The sequence below is a fragment of the Rhizobium sp. 268 genome (assembly GCF_036571585.1).
Classification (GTDB): Bacteria; Pseudomonadota; Alphaproteobacteria; order Rhizobiales; family Rhizobiaceae; genus Rhizobium; species Rhizobium redzepovicii.
This window is the reverse complement of record NZ_JAPPSO010000025.1, coordinates 32,415-49,420: the sequence shown is the minus strand read 5'-3', so window position 1 is coordinate 49,420 and position 17,006 is coordinate 32,415. Positions and strand designations below refer to the sequence as shown.

The 17,006-nt window shown below is 61.3% G+C and carries 16 protein-coding genes; 13 read left to right on the top strand and 3 right to left on the bottom strand.

The annotated features are described in order from the left end of the window. The first annotated feature begins 89 nt into the window (after nucleotides 1–89). From fghA to OS035_RS30685, 12 genes are all read left to right on the top strand, one after another. Nucleotides 90–926 carry an S-formylglutathione hydrolase gene (gene fghA, locus OS035_RS30740; RefSeq protein ID WP_097629744.1) on the top strand — a complete coding sequence of 279 codons (837 nt, stop codon included), beginning with the start codon at nucleotides 90–92 and terminating at the stop codon, nucleotides 924–926. A gap of 55 nt (nucleotides 927–981) precedes the next feature. Then, nucleotides 982–1,554, top strand: a complete 573-nt coding sequence (gene gfa, locus OS035_RS30735; RefSeq protein ID WP_097629745.1) for an S-(hydroxymethyl)glutathione synthase — start codon at nucleotides 982–984, stop codon at nucleotides 1,552–1,554. 413 nt (nucleotides 1,555–1,967) lie between these two features. Then, entirely contained in the window at nucleotides 1,968–2,684 is a 717-nt protein-coding gene (locus OS035_RS30730; RefSeq protein WP_131711813.1) for a GntR family transcriptional regulator, read from the top strand. Next, nucleotides 2,681–3,592, top strand: coding sequence for a dihydrodipicolinate synthase family protein (locus OS035_RS30725; RefSeq protein WP_131711814.1), 912 nt, complete (start codon nucleotides 2,681–2,683; stop codon nucleotides 3,590–3,592). Before OS035_RS30730 ends, OS035_RS30725 begins: the two co-directional genes overlap by 4 nt. After that, complete coding sequence (locus tag OS035_RS30720) at nucleotides 3,585–5,102, top strand: aldehyde dehydrogenase (RefSeq protein WP_183782304.1); 1,518 nt, start codon at nucleotides 3,585–3,587, stop codon at nucleotides 5,100–5,102. The genes OS035_RS30725 and OS035_RS30720 overlap by 8 nt, the downstream gene beginning before the upstream one ends. Continuing rightward, a complete protein-coding gene (locus OS035_RS30715; RefSeq protein ID WP_331814837.1) occupies nucleotides 5,099–6,445 on the top strand; it encodes an NAD(P)/FAD-dependent oxidoreductase in 1,347 nt (448 codons plus the stop codon). Before OS035_RS30720 ends, OS035_RS30715 begins: the two co-directional genes overlap by 4 nt. A 77-nt stretch (nucleotides 6,446–6,522) precedes the next feature. After that, complete coding sequence (locus OS035_RS30710; protein ID WP_097629750.1) at nucleotides 6,523–7,374, top strand: glycine betaine ABC transporter substrate-binding protein; 852 nt, start codon at nucleotides 6,523–6,525, stop codon at nucleotides 7,372–7,374. Between the two features lie 84 nt (nucleotides 7,375–7,458). Then, nucleotides 7,459–8,550 (top strand): quaternary amine ABC transporter ATP-binding protein, encoded by a 1,092-nt coding sequence (locus tag OS035_RS30705; RefSeq protein WP_331814833.1) that lies wholly within the window; start codon nucleotides 7,459–7,461, stop codon nucleotides 8,548–8,550. A 21-nt stretch (nucleotides 8,551–8,571) separates the two neighbouring features. Next, the gene (locus tag OS035_RS30700) at nucleotides 8,572–9,420 is read left to right on the top strand and encodes an ABC transporter permease (RefSeq protein ID WP_097629752.1); all 849 of its coding nucleotides are present in this window, start codon (nucleotides 8,572–8,574) and stop codon (nucleotides 9,418–9,420) included. After that, on the top strand, nucleotides 9,417–10,268 hold the full coding sequence (locus OS035_RS30695) for an ABC transporter permease (RefSeq protein WP_097629753.1): 852 nt from the start codon (nucleotides 9,417–9,419) through the stop codon (nucleotides 10,266–10,268). Before OS035_RS30700 ends, OS035_RS30695 begins: the two co-directional genes overlap by 4 nt. 13 nt (nucleotides 10,269–10,281) lie before the next feature. Next, nucleotides 10,282–11,280, top strand: coding sequence for a 4-hydroxyproline epimerase (locus tag OS035_RS30690; protein ID WP_097629754.1), 999 nt, complete (start codon nucleotides 10,282–10,284; stop codon nucleotides 11,278–11,280). 40 nt (nucleotides 11,281–11,320) lie between these two features. After that, a complete protein-coding gene (locus OS035_RS30685) occupies nucleotides 11,321–12,334 on the top strand; it encodes a GlxA family transcriptional regulator (protein ID WP_097629755.1) in 1,014 nt (337 codons plus the stop codon). 7 nt (nucleotides 12,335–12,341) lie between these two features. On the opposite strand, the gene OS035_RS30680 is transcribed toward OS035_RS30685, so the two are convergent. Genes OS035_RS30680 through OS035_RS30670 form a run of 3 tightly spaced genes read right to left on the bottom strand, consistent with a single transcriptional unit; the run spans nucleotide 12,342 to nucleotide 15,997 of the window. Further along, entirely contained in the window at nucleotides 12,342–13,622 is a 1,281-nt protein-coding gene (locus OS035_RS30680) for a M24 family metallopeptidase (protein WP_131711819.1), read from the bottom strand. 40 nt (nucleotides 13,623–13,662) lie between these two features. Continuing rightward, complete coding sequence (locus OS035_RS30675; protein ID WP_183782313.1) at nucleotides 13,663–14,754, bottom strand: hybrid-cluster NAD(P)-dependent oxidoreductase; 1,092 nt, start codon at nucleotides 14,752–14,754, stop codon at nucleotides 13,663–13,665. Further along, entirely contained in the window at nucleotides 14,744–15,997 is a 1,254-nt protein-coding gene (locus OS035_RS30670; protein WP_131711821.1) for an aromatic ring-hydroxylating oxygenase subunit alpha, read from the bottom strand. Before OS035_RS30670 ends, OS035_RS30675 begins: the two co-directional genes overlap by 11 nt. Nucleotides 15,998–16,107: 110 nt before the next feature. On the opposite strand from OS035_RS30670, the gene OS035_RS30665 reads away from it, so the two are divergent. After that, the gene (locus tag OS035_RS30665) at nucleotides 16,108–16,995 is read left to right on the top strand and encodes a LysR substrate-binding domain-containing protein (protein ID WP_097629759.1); all 888 of its coding nucleotides are present in this window, start codon (nucleotides 16,108–16,110) and stop codon (nucleotides 16,993–16,995) included. Nucleotides 16,996–17,006 lie beyond the last annotated feature (11 nt).

Sequence of the window (17,006 nt, the reverse complement as noted above, 5' to 3'; positions counted from 1 at the left end):
CCCACACCATGCCGCTCGACGACATCAACAAGGGCTTCGAGATGATGCACAAGGGCGAAAGCATTCGCGGCGTGGTGGTCTACTGAGCCATGAAAACCATCTCGACCGAGAAATCTCATGGCGGCACTCAAGGGGTCTATGTCAGTCGCTCCGAGGCCTGCGACTGCGACATGACCTTTGCGGTATACGTGCCGCCGCAGGCGGCCAAGGGCAATTGCCCGGTGCTGTGGTATCTGTCCGGCCTGACCTGCACGCATGCCAATGTCATGGACAAGGGCGAATATCGGCGGCTTGCGGCCGAGCTCGGACTGATCGTCGTCTGCCCGGATACCAGTCCCCGCGGTGACCACGTTCCGGATGAATCGGACAATTGGCAGTTCGGCAAGGGCGCCGGCTTTTACGTTGACGCCACCGAGCCGCCGTTTTCGGCGAATTATCGCATGTACAGCTACATCACCGACGAGCTGCCGCGCCTCCTTGCCGCAGAATTTCCCGTCGATATGGACCGCCAGGGGATATTCGGCCACTCAATGGGCGGACATGGCGCAATCACCATCGCGCTCAAGAACCCGGACCGCTTCCGCAGCTGCTCGGCCTTTGCGCCGATCAGCCATCCCTCGGTGTCCGGCTGGTCGAAACCGGCATTGCGGAAATATCTTGGGCCCGATGAAAAGACCTGGCGGGCTTATGACGCTTTCTCGTTGATCGAAGACGGGCACCGGTTCCCGGAACTCTTCGTCGACCAGGGGACGGCGGACAGCTTCCTGGAGGACGGCTTGCGTCCCGATGAACTCAGGCAAGCCTGCGAGGCGGCGGGCATTCCGCTCAGGCTTCGCATGCAGGAAGGCTACGGCCACTCCTACTTTTTCATTTCGACATTCATGGAGGGGCATCTGCGCTGGCACGCGCAGAGGCTGGCGAATTGATTGCAGAGCTCGGCCGGGCATAACGCAAACGGCCAGGGAGGAAGGGAGAAAAGCAATGAGCAGCATAGCCATTCATCCGGCAGTGGATTCAGGCTTTCGAGCGACTGACGCTGCCTTTTCAGGCGGGACGCTGGTGTGCAAATGCACCAGTAATCCCGTGAAGGTCAGGATCAAGGGCGATATCGCCCACAATCACGCCTGCGGCTGCACGAAGTGCTGGAAGCCCGAGGGTGCGGCCTTTTCGGTCGTGGCGGTCGCGCCGACCGAAAACGTCGAAGTGCTGGAGAACGGCGACAAGCTCGCCGTCGTCGATCCTGCTGCCCTGATCCAGCGGCATGCCTGCAAGGAATGCGGCGTGCATATGTATGGGCCGGTCGAGCGCGAACATCCGTTCCAGGGATTGTCGTTCGTCCATCCCGAACGCTTCCAAGAAACCGGCTGGGCAAAGCCCGGCTTTGCGGCCTTCGTCTCGTCGATCATCGAAAGTGGCTTCGATCCTTCGAAGATGGACGCCGTCAGAGCGCAGTTGAAGGCATCCGGTATCGAGCCGTATGATTGCCTCAACCCCGGCCTGATGGACTATATCGCCACCTGGACCGCCAAGAAGAGCGGCGTTCTGGCCTCGTGATTTCATCGGGGGCGCCGACCCCGGCGCCCCCGACATGCCGCCGCTATCGAGAGATAATCCCAGATGGCCGCGCGCCGCCGGTTTGCCGGCGCCCGGGCTTTCCGATGCCCGGCCGCAGAGAACTCTCGCGCCCTATTTTACGATAACCCGTTTGGCAAGAAGCTCCGCGGTGGCTACCGCCGCGGAGCTGTTCTCACTTGATCTCTGTCATCTCGATTAGTGGCGCCAATTTTCTACCCCTAAACCGTTTTCTCTCCACGCAGGGATCATGCGCTTGGACAGGCCGTCGGAACGGCCTATAATTGTGTATCCTCCGAATAATAATTGTGTACGCAAAGTACACAATCGTTTGACTCCGTTAAAAAGGCGTGCCATCTTCAGGGCGTAGAGCAACGAATGGCCGGAGATCGACGATGGCGAAGACACCGAAGAGCAATCTCTACGAGGACCTGAAACGCCAGATTCTGACGATGGAACTGGACCCGGACGCCGATCTGGACGAGGCCAGTTTGAGTGAAAAATACGGACTTTCCCGGACACCGGTGCGCGACATATTCCGCCGCCTTGCCGGCGAGGGCTATATCGACATTCGTGAGAACAGGGGTGCGCGGGTCATCCCGATGAACCACTCCACGCTTCGGAATTTCTTTCTCGTTGCGCCGATGATCTATGCGGCGATCGGCCGTCTTGCCGTCCAGAACTTCAAGCCCGCCCAGCTGTCGGACCTGAAGCAGACGCAGGAGCGGTTCCGCGCCGCCAGCCAGAGCATGGATGCCATGGCGATGGTTCTCGAGAACAATCGCTTTCACGAGATCTTCGGCGAGATGTCGGGCAACGTCTACATGCAGCCGAGCCTCGGCCGGTTGCTCATCGACCATGCGCGCATCGGTCATACGTTTTTCCGGCCGAGAAACGAGGATATGCGGCGGCGGCTGCAATTGGCCGTCGACCATCATGACGGCTTCATCGTGGCGCTCGGCGCTCACGACGAGGATGCCGTCGTCGATCTCGTTTTCGAACACTGGGAATTGTCTCGCGAGAACATGGAGATGTTCATCGCCCCGCAAGGCCTCAAGGCTGATGCCTTCGTGGGCGGTCCAGCCACGCAATTATTGGAGAAGTCGTCGTGAAATTTGAGGGGATCTATACGCCGGCAGTGACGCCGCTCGATAAGAACGGACAGATCGACCGGGCCGGATTTGCCGCCGTGCTCGAGTCGCTGATCGAGGCGGGCGTCCACGGCATCATCGTCGGCGGCTCGACGGGCGAATACTACGCCCAGAGCGGCCAGGAACGTCACGAACTCGCGGCCTATGCGAAGGACGTCATCGGCACGCGGCTACCGCTGATCATCGGCACCGGCGCCACGCGCACAGAAGATTCGGTCGAATATGCCAAGGCGGCGAAAGAAATCGGCGCGGATGCGATCCTGGTGTCGTCGCCGCCATACGCCCTGCCGACCGAACGCGAGAATGCGGTCCATGCGCTGACGGTCGATCGCGCCGCCAATCTGCCGATCATGCTCTACAACTATCCTGCCCGTATGGGTGTGGTGATGGGCGAGGAGTATTTCTCCCGCGTCGGCAAGTCGAAGAACGTGATCGCCATCAAGGAAAGCTCCGGCGACATGGGCAATCTTCACCGGCTCGCCCGGAAGTTTCCGCATATTGCCCTGTCCTGCGGCTGGGATGACCAGGCGCTCGAATTCTTCGCCTGGGGCGCGAAAAGCTGGGTCTGCGCCGGCTCCAATTTCCTGCCGCGCGAGCATGTCGCTCTCTACGAGGCCTGCGTCCTCGAGAAGAACTTCGACAAGGGCCGCGCGATCATGAGCGCGATGCTGCCGCTGATGGATTTCCTCGAATGCGGCAAATTCGTCCAATCGATCAAGCACGGCTGCGAGATCATCGGCCTCAAAGCCGGCCCGGTGCGGGCGCCGCTGCGCGGACTGAACTCCGAAGAGAAAAGAACCCTTGAGACCGTCGTTTCCACGTTGAAGCGCACGGTCGCCCAGATCACGTCGGGAGCCAATCATGCATGAACCCTTGACCGCCGCAGAATATAGGGCGATCGCCGCCGAACTGCAGTTTCCGACGAACGCCTTCATTGACGGCGCATTTCGTCCGGCAAATTCCGGCATGACTTTCACCACCACGAACCCTGCGACAGGTGAGGTCCTTGCCGAAATCGCAGCCTGCGATTCCAGCGACGTCGACTTCGCGGTGCAGAAGGCGAAGGACGCGTTCGACGACGGACGCTGGCGGCTGCGCTCGCCGGGCGAGCGCAAGGAAGTGCTGCTGAAGCTCGCCAAGCTCCTGGAGCGGAACAGACACGAGCTCGCCGTCCTGGAAAGCCTCGACAGCGGCAAGCCGGTGCGCGAATGCCAGACGGTCGATGTTCCCGATACCATTCATACGATCCGCTGGCATGCCGAGCTCATCGACAAAATCTACGACAACACCAACAATGTCGGCGCCAATGCGTTGGCCATGGTGGTGCGCGAGCCGATCGGCGTCGTTGGCTGTGTTTTGCCGTGGAACTTCCCGCTGCTGATGCTGGCCTGGAAGATCGGCCCGGCGCTTGCCGCCGGCTGCTCGGTCATCGTCAAGCCGGCGCAGGAAACGACGCTCACCACGCTGCGCGTCGCCGAGCTTGCCCATGAAGCGGGTATTCCGGCCGGCGTGTTCAACGTCGTCACCGGCTCCGGCCGGGAAGTCGGCGAACCGATCGGCCTGCATAATGATGTCGACATGGTGGCCTTCACCGGATCGACGCCGACCGGCCGTCGCTTCCTGCGTTACGCCGCGGACTCGAACCTCAAGAAGGTCGTGCTCGAATGCGGCGGCAAGAATCCCGCCGTCGTTCTCGACGATGCCGAAGACCTCGATCTCGTCGCCGAGCAGGTCGTCAACGGCGCTTTCTGGAACATGGGCGAGAATTGCTCGGCCACGTCGCGTCTCATCGTTCATTCCAAGATCAAGGATGAACTGATGAAGCGCATCGGCGCCTATATGCGCGAATGGAAGACCGGCGACCCGCTCGATCCCGAAAACCGCATCGGCGCGCTCGTCAGCAAGTCGCATTTCGAGAAGGTGAAATCCTTCCTCGACGACGCCAAGACGGAGAAGCTGTCCGTCACCCAGGGCGGCGAAACCTATAAAGGCATCTTCATCGAGCCGACGTTGGTCGAGGGCGTAACACCAGCTAGCCGCCTGTTCCAGGAGGAGATCTTCGGCCCGATCCTGTCGGTTACGACATTCAACACGCTCGCCGAGGCGACCGCTTTGGCCAACGACACCAATTACGGCCTCACGGCATCCGTCTATACCGGCAGTCTGCGCAACGCGATCCGGCTCTCCCGCGACATCCGCGCCGGCCTCGTCACCGTCAATTGCTTCGGCGAGGGCGATGCCTCGACCCCCTTCGGCGGCTACAAGGAGTCCGGTTTCGGCGGCCGCGACAAGTCGGTCTTCGCCCACGACAATTACTGCGAGCTCAAGACCATCTGGATCGACATCTCCGAACGGTCGGTCGACGAGACGATCCGATGAGCCGCCATGTGATCAAGCACCTGCCGACTGACACCGGCGTTTCGGGATGGGAGGCAACCAGCGAACGCGCCTTTCCCGTAACGGCGCTTGAACACGACATTACCGCCGACTGGCTGATCATCGGCGGCGGCTTTGCCGGTCTGTCGGCGGCGCGCCGCCTCTCACAGTCGCGGCCTGAGGACAAGATCGTCGTCCTCGAGGCCCGCGAACTCGCTAAGGGCCCGGCCGGAAGGAATTCCGGCTTCATGATCGACGTGCCGCACAATCTGTCCTCGGGCGAGTATTCGGTGGCCGACGAGGAAGCGACCAAGGACGAGATCCGGCAGAACCGTCTAGCGATCTCTTTCGCAGCCGATGCCGCGGCCGAATACGGCCTGTCCAGGGATACATTCGATCCCTCTGGCAAGGTGAATGCCGCAGCCTCCGACCGGGGAATGGGTCTCAACGACAATTACAGGAAGTCGCTTGAGAAGATCGGCGAGGAGCATCGCGTTCTCGATGCCGATCAGATGCGGGAGATGACCGGCTCGCACTATTATCGCGGCGGCCTTTACACGCCGGGCGCGGTGATGATCCAGCCTGCCGATTATATCAGGGGCCTCGCGCGCGGGCTCCATTCGAAGGTTGCCATCCACGAGCACTCGCCGGTGCTGGAGCTTTCGCGCGAAGGCAGGAGCTGGAAGGCGAAGACCGCCCGCGGCTCCGTTTCGGCGCCCAAGGTCATTCTCGGTGTGAACGGTCATATTCAAAGCTTCGGCCATTTCCGTGGACGGCTGATGCATATCTTTACCTATGCGTCGATGACCTCAGCCTTTTCGCAGAACGAATTCGCAGGCGATGTCACCGGTGTGGATCGCTGGGCGTTGCTGCCGGCCGACCCGATGGGCGCGACGGTGCGCAAGATCACCAAGGACGGGCTTTCGAGGATCGTCGTCAGGACGAGGTTCACTTACGACCCGAGCCTCAAAGTGTCGGAAAAGCGCGTCGCCGGCATCGCCGCCGAGCAGCGACGGTCGTTCGACGCTCGTTTTCCTGGGCTGGAAAGCCTGCCGCTGGAATATAGCTGGGCAGGTGCGCTCTGCCTCAGCAGAAATCATGTGCCGGCGTTCGGCGAGGTCGAAGACGGGCTTTTTTCGGCCTGCTGCGAGAATGGCCTCGGCACCGTCAAGAGCACGCTTGCGGGCATGATGGCCGCGGATCTCGCGACCGGCGCCCGCAGCCCCGAACTCGACCGATACAGCAATCAGCCGGAACCGACCAGGTTGCCGCCCGAGCCCATCGCGTGGCTTGGCGTCAACTCGGTCATCCGCTTTCAGGAATTGCGGGCAGGCCGCGAGGGATGATCCCTCGGCCGCGCAATATGAAGACTGCCGCCTGCAGACTTCAATGAGAATGGGAACGAAAACCAGGAGTAAGAACAATGAAGATTTTGTGGAAGGCGCTTTGCGCCGCTGCAGTAATCGGGATGAGCGTCCTTCCGGCTCGCGCTGAGGAAAAGACGATCAATCTCGGCACGATGTCGTGGGAAGACCTTACGCCCATCACCGGCATTACCAAGAAGGTTCTGGAAGACGCCGGCTACACCGTGAAGGTCACCGAGTTCTCCGAATGGGGCATCGCCTATGCCGCTCTCGCCAAGGGCGATATCCAGGCTCTCACCTCGCAGACCGACTACGTCGCCCAAGACTATTGGGACAAGAACAAGAACCGTCTCGAAAAGATTTCGCCGGTTTCGCACGGCCTCTATCAGGGTGTCGCCGTTCCGAAATACGTTCCGATCGACTCGCTCGAACAGCTCAATGAAAACGCCGACAAGTTTGGCGGCAAGATCATCGGCATCGAACCGGGCGCCGGCCTGATGCGCGATACGTCGAATGCGGTCAAGGATTACGGCCTCAAGCTCCAGCTCGTCGAAGGCAGCACGGCCGCGATGACGGCGGCGCTGAAATCCGCCTACGATCGCAAGGAGTGGATCGCGGTCACGATCTGGGAGCCGTCATGGATGGTCCAAAAGTACGAGGTCAAGTACCTGAAGGATCCGAAGGGCGTCTTCCCGCCGCCGCAGAGCTATTACTGGATCGGCCATAAGGGCTTCTCCGAAGAATACCCGCACGCCCGCGAAGTCATGGCCAGCGTCTACGTGCCGATCGCCGACATCACCACCATCAACGGTGAAGTCAAGGACGGCAAGACTATGGATCAGGCCGTGCAGGATTGGATCGGCGGCCATGCCGACCTGATCAAGCGCTGGGAAAACATCAAGAAGAAGTAAGCATCTCGTGGCCGCCCGACACGTCGGGCGGCCATCTTGGAACGGAATAAAGAAGCCAGCGCCATTGGCTCAAAGGGGATCGCTATGAAAGCTGTCAATATCGAAGCCAAAGATGTCCTGATCGACTGCCAATCCCTCTGGAAGGTCTTCGGAAGCAAGTCAGCTGCCGCGATGAAATCGATCAAGGAACGCGGCCTCGGCAAGAATGAGGTCCTCAAGGAATTCAACTGCGTCGTCGGCGTCTCCGATGCAAGCATCGAGGTCCGGCGCGGCGAAATCTTCTGCATCATGGGGCTGTCGGGAAGCGGAAAATCGACGCTCATCCGCCTTCTCAATAAGCTGATCACACCGAGCTCCGGTAAGGTCCTCGTCAAGGGACGCGACCTTGCCAGCCTGTCGCCGGTTGATCTCAGGCAGATGCGCGCCAAGAACATCGGCATGGTGTTCCAGAGCGTCGCGCTGCTGCCGCACCGGACGGTGCTCGAAAATGCGGCCTTCGGCCTCGAAGTCCAGGGTATTGCGAAGGCGGAGCGAAACAAGACTGCTTCTGCCGCGCTCGAGAAGGTCGGCCTCGCCGACTGGCTGAGCCGCTATCCCAACGAGCTTTCCGGCGGCATGCAGCAACGCGTCGGGCTTGCCCGTGCGCTCGCCTCCGACCCCGAGATCATTCTGATGGACGAGCCGTTCAGCGCGCTCGACCCGCTGATCCGGCGCCAGCTTCAGGATGAATTCCGCCAGCTGACCAAAGCGCTCGGCAAATCCGCCGTCTTCATCACTCATGATCTCGATGAGGCGATCCGCATCGGCGACCGCATCGCGATCATGAAGGACGGCGTCATCATCCAGACCGGCACGGCCGAGGAAATCATCCTTAACCCGGCGGACGCCTATGTCGCCGAATTCGTCGCGGGCATCTCCCGCCTTCACCTGATCAAGGCGCATTCCGTCATGCGCAGCGTCACCGAATTCCAGCAAAGCGCGCCGAACTTCGACATTGCGTCGCTGGCGCGCACGACGCCGGACGCGGATATCGACGAGCTCATCTCTTTGACGATGCAGTCGGAGGGCGACGCCATCGCCGTCGTCGACAATGATCGGGTCGTCGGCGTGGTCACGCCGCGCAGCCTGCTGATGGGCGTCAAGGGAACGTCTGCCCCCGATCTCACGGCGGCGTGACCCCAACTGGAGGTGATTGACATGGATAGTTCAGCCTTCACCGATGTTTTCGACGAATGGACCGACTCGGCGCTCGAATGGGTGAGCGACAACGGGGAGTCCCTCTTCGACTATATCAGACAGGTTCTTGAAGGGCTTTATGACGGCATCCTCTGGCTCCTGCAGCTTCCGCCCTTCTATCTGATCGCCCTGGTCGTGGCGCTTATCGGCTGGCGGCTGGTCAATGTCTGGTTCGCCCTCTTGAGCGGCATCGCGCTGGCGCTTTGTTTTTGGATGGGGCTCTGGCCGGAGACGATGAGCACGCTGGCTCTGGTTCTGACCGCGACTGTGATCGCCTTGGCGATCGGCATCCCGATCGGCATCGCCGCCGGCTTCTTCACCGCCCTCGATCGATTCATGGAGCCGGGCCTCGATCTGATCCAGACGCTTCCGCCTTATATCTACCTGCTGCCGGCGATCGCCCTGCTCGGCTACGGGCCGGCAACTGCGCTGATCGCAACCGTGATCGTCGCGGTGCCGCCGGCAATCCGCCTGACCTCGCTCGGTATCCGCATGACCCCCAAGGAATTCATCGAACTTGGGGAGGCGCTCGGGGTGACGCCGGCAAAGATGTTCTTCAAGATCCGTCTTCCCTTTGCCCTGCCGAGCATCATGGCGGGTATCAACCAGAGCCTGATGATGGCCTTCGGCATGGTGGTCATCGCCGGCATCGTCGGCTCCGGCGGGCTCGGAGAGACGATCTACGGCGCGATCAGGACACTCGACATCGCCACTTCAATCAATGGAGCGATCGCCATCGTGGTATTGACCATGGTGATTGACCGGATCACCCAGAGTGCCGCTCGCTTGGGAACAGGGAGGAAAGCATGAATCTTTCGACCTTGCAGTTTTCGCCCGGCGCCTTCCTGGCCCCATCAGTCGATTGGCTCAACACCAATCTTCACCCGCTGTTTGCGGCCATCAGCTATCTGGTGGAAACGGTGCTTTCGGCTATCGAGGCAGCACTGCTCTTCGTGCCGCCCTATGCGCTGATCGCGATCGTCGTCGTCCTGGCATTCTTTGCCGTCGGCCTGCGCGCCGCGATCCTTGCCGGTCTCTGCCTCGGCTTCTGCCTGCTCGTCGGGCTGTGGACGGCATCGATGCAGACCCTTGCGCTGGTCACCGTCGCCGTGATGATCTCGGTGCTCATCGCCTTTCCGATCGGCGTCCTGTGCTCGCGGCACAAGACGCTGGAGGCGGTGGTTCGGCCAATTCTCGACGTGATGCAGACCGTGCCGCCCTGGGTCTATCTCATTCCGGCGGTGATGATCTTCAGCCTTGGGCGCGTGCCGGCGATTATCGCCACCATCGTCTACGGCATTCCGCCGATGCTGCGCCTGACGACGCTGGCCTTCAACCAGGTGCCGAAGGTGTTCATCGAACTCGGCAGCGCGATCGGCGCGCCGCCGCGCTCGATCCTCTGGAAGATCGAAATCCCTCTGGCCAAGCAGACGCTGCTGGTCGGGCTCAACCAGTGCATTCTTCTGTCGCTGGCGATGGTCGTGCTGGCCGGCCTCGTCGGCGCAGGCGGTCTCGGCGCCGAGGTGACGCGCGGCCTGACGCGCATGGAGATGGGGCTTGGCCTGAGAGCCGGCCTGGCAATCGTCGCGGTCGCCGTTCTGCTCGACCGGTTGTCCCGCGGCCTGCTCGACCGCGACAGGCTGCCGAAGGCGAGATGAGGAGGATCCGAGGATGAGAAACAGCTTCTTCTGCATCGATGCGCATACCTGCGGCAACCCCGTCCGCCTTGTTGCCGGCGGCGGTCCGCTGCTTCCGCACGTGCCGATGGGCGAGCGCCGGGAAATCTTCGTCCGCGACCACGACTGGGTCCGCAGGGCGCTGATGTTCGAGCCGAGGGGGCATGACATCATGTCGGGCTCGATCATCTATCCCCCCTATCGAGAGGACTGCGATTTCGCCGTTCTTTTCATCGAGGTCAGCGGCTGCCTGCCGATGTGCGGCGCCGGCACGATCGGTACCGTGACCGCTGCGATCGAGGAGGGGCTGGTCAGACCGCGCAAGCCCGGCAGGGTCGCCATCGAAACGCCAGCGGGCAGGGTTGATGTGACCTATGAGGAGAAGGGCGGCTATGTCGATTCCGTTCGTCTCCACAATGTAGCGAGCTATCTCCATGAGGCGGATGTCGAGGTCGATGTGCCTGGTATGGGCCGTCTGCGCGTCGATATCTCCTATGGCGGCAATTATTATGCGGTCGTCGAGCCGCAAGAGAATTGGAGCGGGCTCGACGGCATGAGCGCCTCCGACATCGTCGGCTGCAGCCAGAAGCTCAGATCAGCGCTTGCCGATGTCTGCGATCCCGTTCATCCCGACGATGCCAGAATCCGCGGCGTACATCATGCGATCTGGTGCGACCGTCCGGTGAACGACGTTTCGGACGGACGCTGTGCGGTCTTTTATGGCGACAAGGCCATCGATCGGTCGCCGGGCGGCACCGGCACTTCGGCGCGCATGGCGCAGCTCCACGCCAAGGGGCGGCTCGATGTCGGGTCGAGATACCGTCATGAAAGCCTGATCGGAACCATTTTCGAGGGCCGGGTCGAAGCCGAGGCGAGGGTCGGACCTTATCGCGGCATCCTTCCAAGCATTGGCGGCTGGGCGCGGGTCATCGGCCACAACACCATTTTTGTTGACGAGCGTGATCCACTGGCACACGGATTTCAAATTCGATGAGCGCATTTTCCGAGTTTTGAGAGGCGGCAAGGAGATGACTATGCGACCGGAGCAGCATCGGCAGGGAGACGGCGCCGCGAAACCCGGTGCTCGGCTTAAAGTGGGATTCGTGCTGTCGCGGTCATTTACGCTGTCGGCCTTCGCACTCTTCATTGATACGCTGCGGCTTGCCAGCGACGAGCAGGATCGCTCCGGGAGGGTGCTTGCAGATTGGCAGGTGATCGGCAGCACGCGGCATCTGATCACCTCGAGCTGCGGAGTTCAGGTTGCCCCGACCTCCGATTTCGTCGATCCGTTGAAATTCGATTACATCGTGGTCGTCGGCGGACTTCTGACTGTGGAGAACCCTGTCGACCAGCAGACCATCAACTTTCTCAGGCAGGCGGATGCCAAGAAGGTCCCGCTGATCGGCGTTTGCACGGGCTCGTTCATTCTTGCGGCCGCTGGCCTGATGAAGCGGCACGAGTCCTGCGTGAGCTGGCTGCATTACAAGGAGTTTCGCGAGCGGTTTCCCGACCTCGGCGTTCGATCCGACCGGCTCTTCAATCTCGATCGCCAGCGCGGATCCTGCGCCGGCGGCAGCAGTTCGGCCGACATGGCCGCGTTGCTGGTCAGGAAATATATCAGCCGGGATGCCGAGCGAAATGCGCTTGAGGTGCTTCAGATCGAGAAGGCCCGGGCGCCGGCGGACATCCAGCCCCGCCGCCCGCTGTATGACGACTATGACGACGCCCGCGTCAAGGCGGCGATGATTACGATGGAACAGTTCGTCGACGGCAGCATATCGATCCAGAAGCTTGCCGGGATGGTTGGGCTGTCACGGCGGCAGTTGGAGAGAATTTTCATCGACAAGACGGGAATGTCTCCCGCCAAGGCCTATAATCGGGTTCGCATGGAGCGGGCAAAATCGATCCTGGTCCAGTCGAAGGCGCCGCTTATCGAGATCGCGCTTGACGTCGGCTTCGAAAATGCCTCCCAGTTCACGCGAACCTTCAAGCGGACCTTTGGGCAGACCCCATCACAGCATCGCGCGGCGGCTTTGAGAGCTCACTGAACGCACTTCAGGTCTCTTCCCACGGAAAGGTGTCCAGCCGCTCCGCGCCCTTTGATGTGATCAGGGCCTGGGTCTCCAGTTTGATGCTTTCCGATCCGACTTCGGCGATCAGGCTTTCGACGTTGAGCACCATGTTCTCCTCGATGATGCCGCTGAAATCGGGATCGAAATCCGGATGCAGCATCACGCCCGGCCATTCATCGGCCATGCCGGTGCCGTGCAGGGCCAGCGTATAGCGATAGGGCCGGTATTTTTCCGGGATCCGCCAGGACCGTTCGTTGAACTCCCGGAAGGTCATGCCCGGCCTGATGATGGAAAGATTGTGCTCGATTTGGTCCTTGGCTGCCGCGTAAAGCTCCTTCTGCTTGGCGTTCATCGCCACATGGCCTGATGTCCACGAGCGCGAGAGGTCGGCGCAATAGCCGTAGGGGCCGATCATATCGGTGTCGAAGGAGATCATCTCGCCGCGCTTGATGACGTAGTCCGAACATTCCTGATACCAGGGATTGGTTCGGGGGCCTGCGGTCAGTAGTTTGGTTTCTAGCCATTCGCCGCCGCTGCGCGCATTTTCGAAGTGCAGCTCGGCCCAGATTTCCCGCTCGGTGCGGCCCGGCTCTGACACTTCGTACATCCGCGCCATTCCCGCTTCGCAGACGCGGATCGTCCAGCGCATCAGCTCGATTTCTTCAGCGCTTTTGATCGACCGCGCCCGTTCGGCCAGCTCCTGGCCGTCGAGGAGGGTAAACCCGCGTTCCGTGAGTTCGAAGGCGCCTGATGGTTCGAGCCTGTCGACGGCGATGCGTCTGTTGGCGCCATTCCCCTTGACGATGTCGGTGATCTCGTCCGCCCAGGCCTTCAGGCGGGGTTCCACGAGGTTGCCTGCGGTGAAGAAGATCCAGGATTTCGACGGCCGGATCTCGTCGATGCCGGGCAGCCCGTCATTGACGTGTTCGGCGCCTTCGAATTCGAAAATAATAGCCGGGCCGTCGGCCAGGATCAGCGCGTAGCGCGACGGATTGTGCATCGTCCAGATGCTCATATTCGACGAGTCGAAGGCGTAGCGGATGTTGACGGGATCGTAGAGCAGCAGGGCGCCGCAATCCCATTCGAGCATCTTCATGCGCAGCCGCTCCAGGCGGTAGCGGCGCGCCCGGTCGAGTGTCGTGGCCGGCACAGGACTGATGAGAGGCCGGTCCGCTCCATCGGGATTGAGGTAAGCCTGCTTCCGCTCGTCCTTAAAGACGGTTGAGCCGGCCAGCTCGACGGATTCGTTTTCGTCTCGCAGCATCCGAGTTATCCCCTGTTGTCGGTGAATAGTGCGGTGTCGCTCAGCGTTCGATGACGAGATTGCTGAGCGGCTTCGAGCAGCAGGGCAGGAAAAAGCCGGCGTCGATTTCCCTCTGGCGGATGCCGCCATTGTGGTTCATGTCGACCGTGCCTGATGTCAGCTTCGACTTGCAGGTGCCGCAAACGCCGTTGGCGCAGGAGGATGGAATCCTGACGCCTGACTTCTTCGCACAGGAGAGCACGCTCTGGTCGCCTGTTACCTCGATGCTGCGGGCCTGCTTCGAGAAAGTGACCTGAAAAACCTTGGCGGCCGCCTCCTGAATCGCCGGGATTTCAGGCTCGTCGATGACCGCGGCGTCGAAGCTTTCCTCCAGATAGTGCGCGGCGGGAACGCCGAGCTCCGCGGAAATGCTGCGTGCGGCCGCCATGAACGGGGCGGGACCGCAGCACATCACCATCCGTTCCGCAATATCGGGAACCGCGAGCCTGACATAGTCCGCCGAAATGCGGCCGGTGAGGCCAGGCCATGACGCCTCGCCCGCAACTGTTTCCGGCAGGAAGTGCAGCCGAAGGCCCTTGAGCCTGCGGGCGATGCAGGCGAGTTCGTCGCGGAAGATCAGATCCTGCGGCGTGCGCGCCGCATGCATGAAGACGACGTCGGCAGGCTCGCAGCTGTCGGCGAGTTCCCGCAGAATGGACATGACTGGCGTGATACCGGAACCGCCGGAGAGCAGCAGAAGTTTCGGCTTCGACGCCTCAGGCCGGATGAAATTGCCAAGCGGGCCGTTCGCCTTGACGGACGCTCCCGGAACCAGGGTGTCGTGAAGCCAGTTGGAGATCTTGCCGCCCGGAACGCGTTTTACCGTAACGGAGAAGGCGTTCGTGCGATAAGGCGAAGACGAGATGCTGTAGCATCGGCTTTCCGCCTCTCCGTTATGCTCGAGGTCGAACAGAAAATACTGTCCGGCCTTGAAGGCGAACCGCTTCCCGTCAGGAGATGCGAAGGTGAAAGTCTTGACGTCATGGGATTCCTGCTGGACGTCGAGACAGACGAGCGCATCGTCTTCCTCGGGATTCCAGACGTCGTGACGGGCGGCCCTTGCGAGCAGCGCTTGCGGGGTCCTAGTATCCATGAGCGCGCATCCGGTCGATGTACCAGCTGGCGAACTTGTCGAGGTTCGTCTCGGAAAAGCGGGAATAGGGGCCCGGCTGATAGGCGGGATCGAGAGCGCCGGCATGGGAACGGGCGACGAGATCGGCGTCCTGATCCGTCGTGGCGACCCAGACATCCGTCAGCTTGTCGATGTCGTAATCGACCCCTTCAACGGCGTCCTTGTGCACCAGCCACTTGGTTCTCACCAGCGTCTTGCCGGCCGACAGCGGGATGACGGTTGCCACGACAGCATGGTCGCCCATGAAGTGGTTCCAGCTGTTATGACCCCAGAGATGCGTGTCTCCGAGATCCTTGCGGGTCATCTGGCCGAGGAGCTTGGAGGATGCGGCGGTGGCGTCGTGGGTCTGGGATTCGCCCGCACCTGATATGATCAGCCGCTGCGTGCGGAAGTTCGTGGCGCAGTCGGAAAGCTGCTCAACAGCAGCCGAAGGGAAACCGTCGGCCTCCCATGCCTGCGTGCGCTCCTCGTACATCCGGAAATGCTCCTCGGCCTGCTCACGATCCTCAGGGCTCAGCGTTTCCGGATCGAAGCCGAAGTCGAGATCGACGAAGGAGACGCAGAGTTCCGGGTGGTTGGCGGAGCAGTGATAACACTCGCGATTGTTCTCCATCGTCAGCTTCCAGTTGCCGTCCTCGATGACGTCGGTCTGGTGGGCGATCTTGGCATTGCGGATATCATAGGGAGCAAGGCGCTCGACCATCGCCTGTTCGAGTCCGGCAATGTCCTCGGGCGGATTGTCGGACAGGCAGACGTAGATCAGGCCGCCGATCGATTTGAAGGTGACGGGTTTCAGGCCGTGACAATCCTTGTCAAATTCCTTGCCCATATGGGGGGCGTAGCTGAGCTCGCCCGTGAGCTCATAGGTCCAGGTGTGATAGGGACAGACGAGCTTCGAAACGATCGTCTTGCCCGGATTGAGAAGGCGAGAGCCGCGATGGCGGCAGACATTGTGCAGGACGCGGATTTCACCGTCGTCGTCGCGCAGCAGGATCAGGCTTGTCTTGCCGATATCGACGACCGTGGCGTCGCCGGGCTCCGGAACATCACAGTCGAGGCCGACGCAGATCCAGTGCTTGTGGAAGAAGACCTCGATATCCGCTTCGAATACGTCTTCGCGGATGTAGAGGCCGGCCGGCAGCGAGTGGCCTTCCGAGCGGGAGTCCAGCAGCGCCGAAATGGAAGAAGGAAGCCTGTTTAGCATGAGAACCTCTTATGCGAGAGTTTCCCTAGATTGCACTTGCAGTGCAGGGCTTTCAACGGCATAAAAAATCACGTTCGCATAATCTTTTCTCATGTGAAAAGGTCTCCAAGATGCAATTTCGAAGACGGCTTCCATCACTGACGGCGCTGGTGACGCTGGAAGCGGTGCTGCGCAGGAAAAGCTTCACCCTGGCCGCGACCGAGCTCGGCGTCACCCAGGCGGCGGTCAGCAGGCAGATTGCGTTGCTGGAGGAGGAGTTCGGCCAGTCTCTGTTCGTGCGCAAGCACCGGGCGATCGAACCGACGGCGGCGTGCATCAGCCTTGGCGCGACACTGGCGAAGAGCTTTGCCGATATCGCCGAGAGTGTGGAAGCGCTCCAATCGCGCAGTCAGGACGTGGTGACGATAGGGGCGACCGTCGCATTCTCTTCCTTCTGGTTGCTGCCGCGGCTCGCCGAATTCCGCCGGGCAAATCCCGGCATTCTGGTGCGGGTGATCTCACAAGACAGCCCGATCGCGCTCGACGGCGGAGAGGTCGATGTGGCGATCCGCTACGGTCTGCCGCCCTTCAGCGATGGAACCGTCATCGCCTCGCGCGGCGACGTCATTTCCCCCGTCTGCTCTCCGGATTACCTCAGGCGTCGGGGAGATGGGCCGCTGGGCTCGGCCGACGAATTCATCGAAACGGACGTCGTCGATCGGTCCTGGTACAACTGGTCGCAATGGGTTTCGCTGATTGGCGCCAATATCGAAGTCAAGCCATCGCTTCGGTTCAACCACTATACCGAAACCATCGCCGCCGCCCGCGCCGGGCAGGGGATCGCGCTGGGATGGCGCATGCTGGTCGGCACGTTTCTGGAGGATGGAACCCTGGTGCAGGCCGACAGCAGTGAGCTTGCCGCCGAAGGGCGTTACAATGTCATCGTGCCCGTCAAGACCAAGCGAAGCAATGCGCGCGATCTCGCCGCCGCCTGGCTGACGGCGTCATTGCACGGTTGATCGAGAAGGCC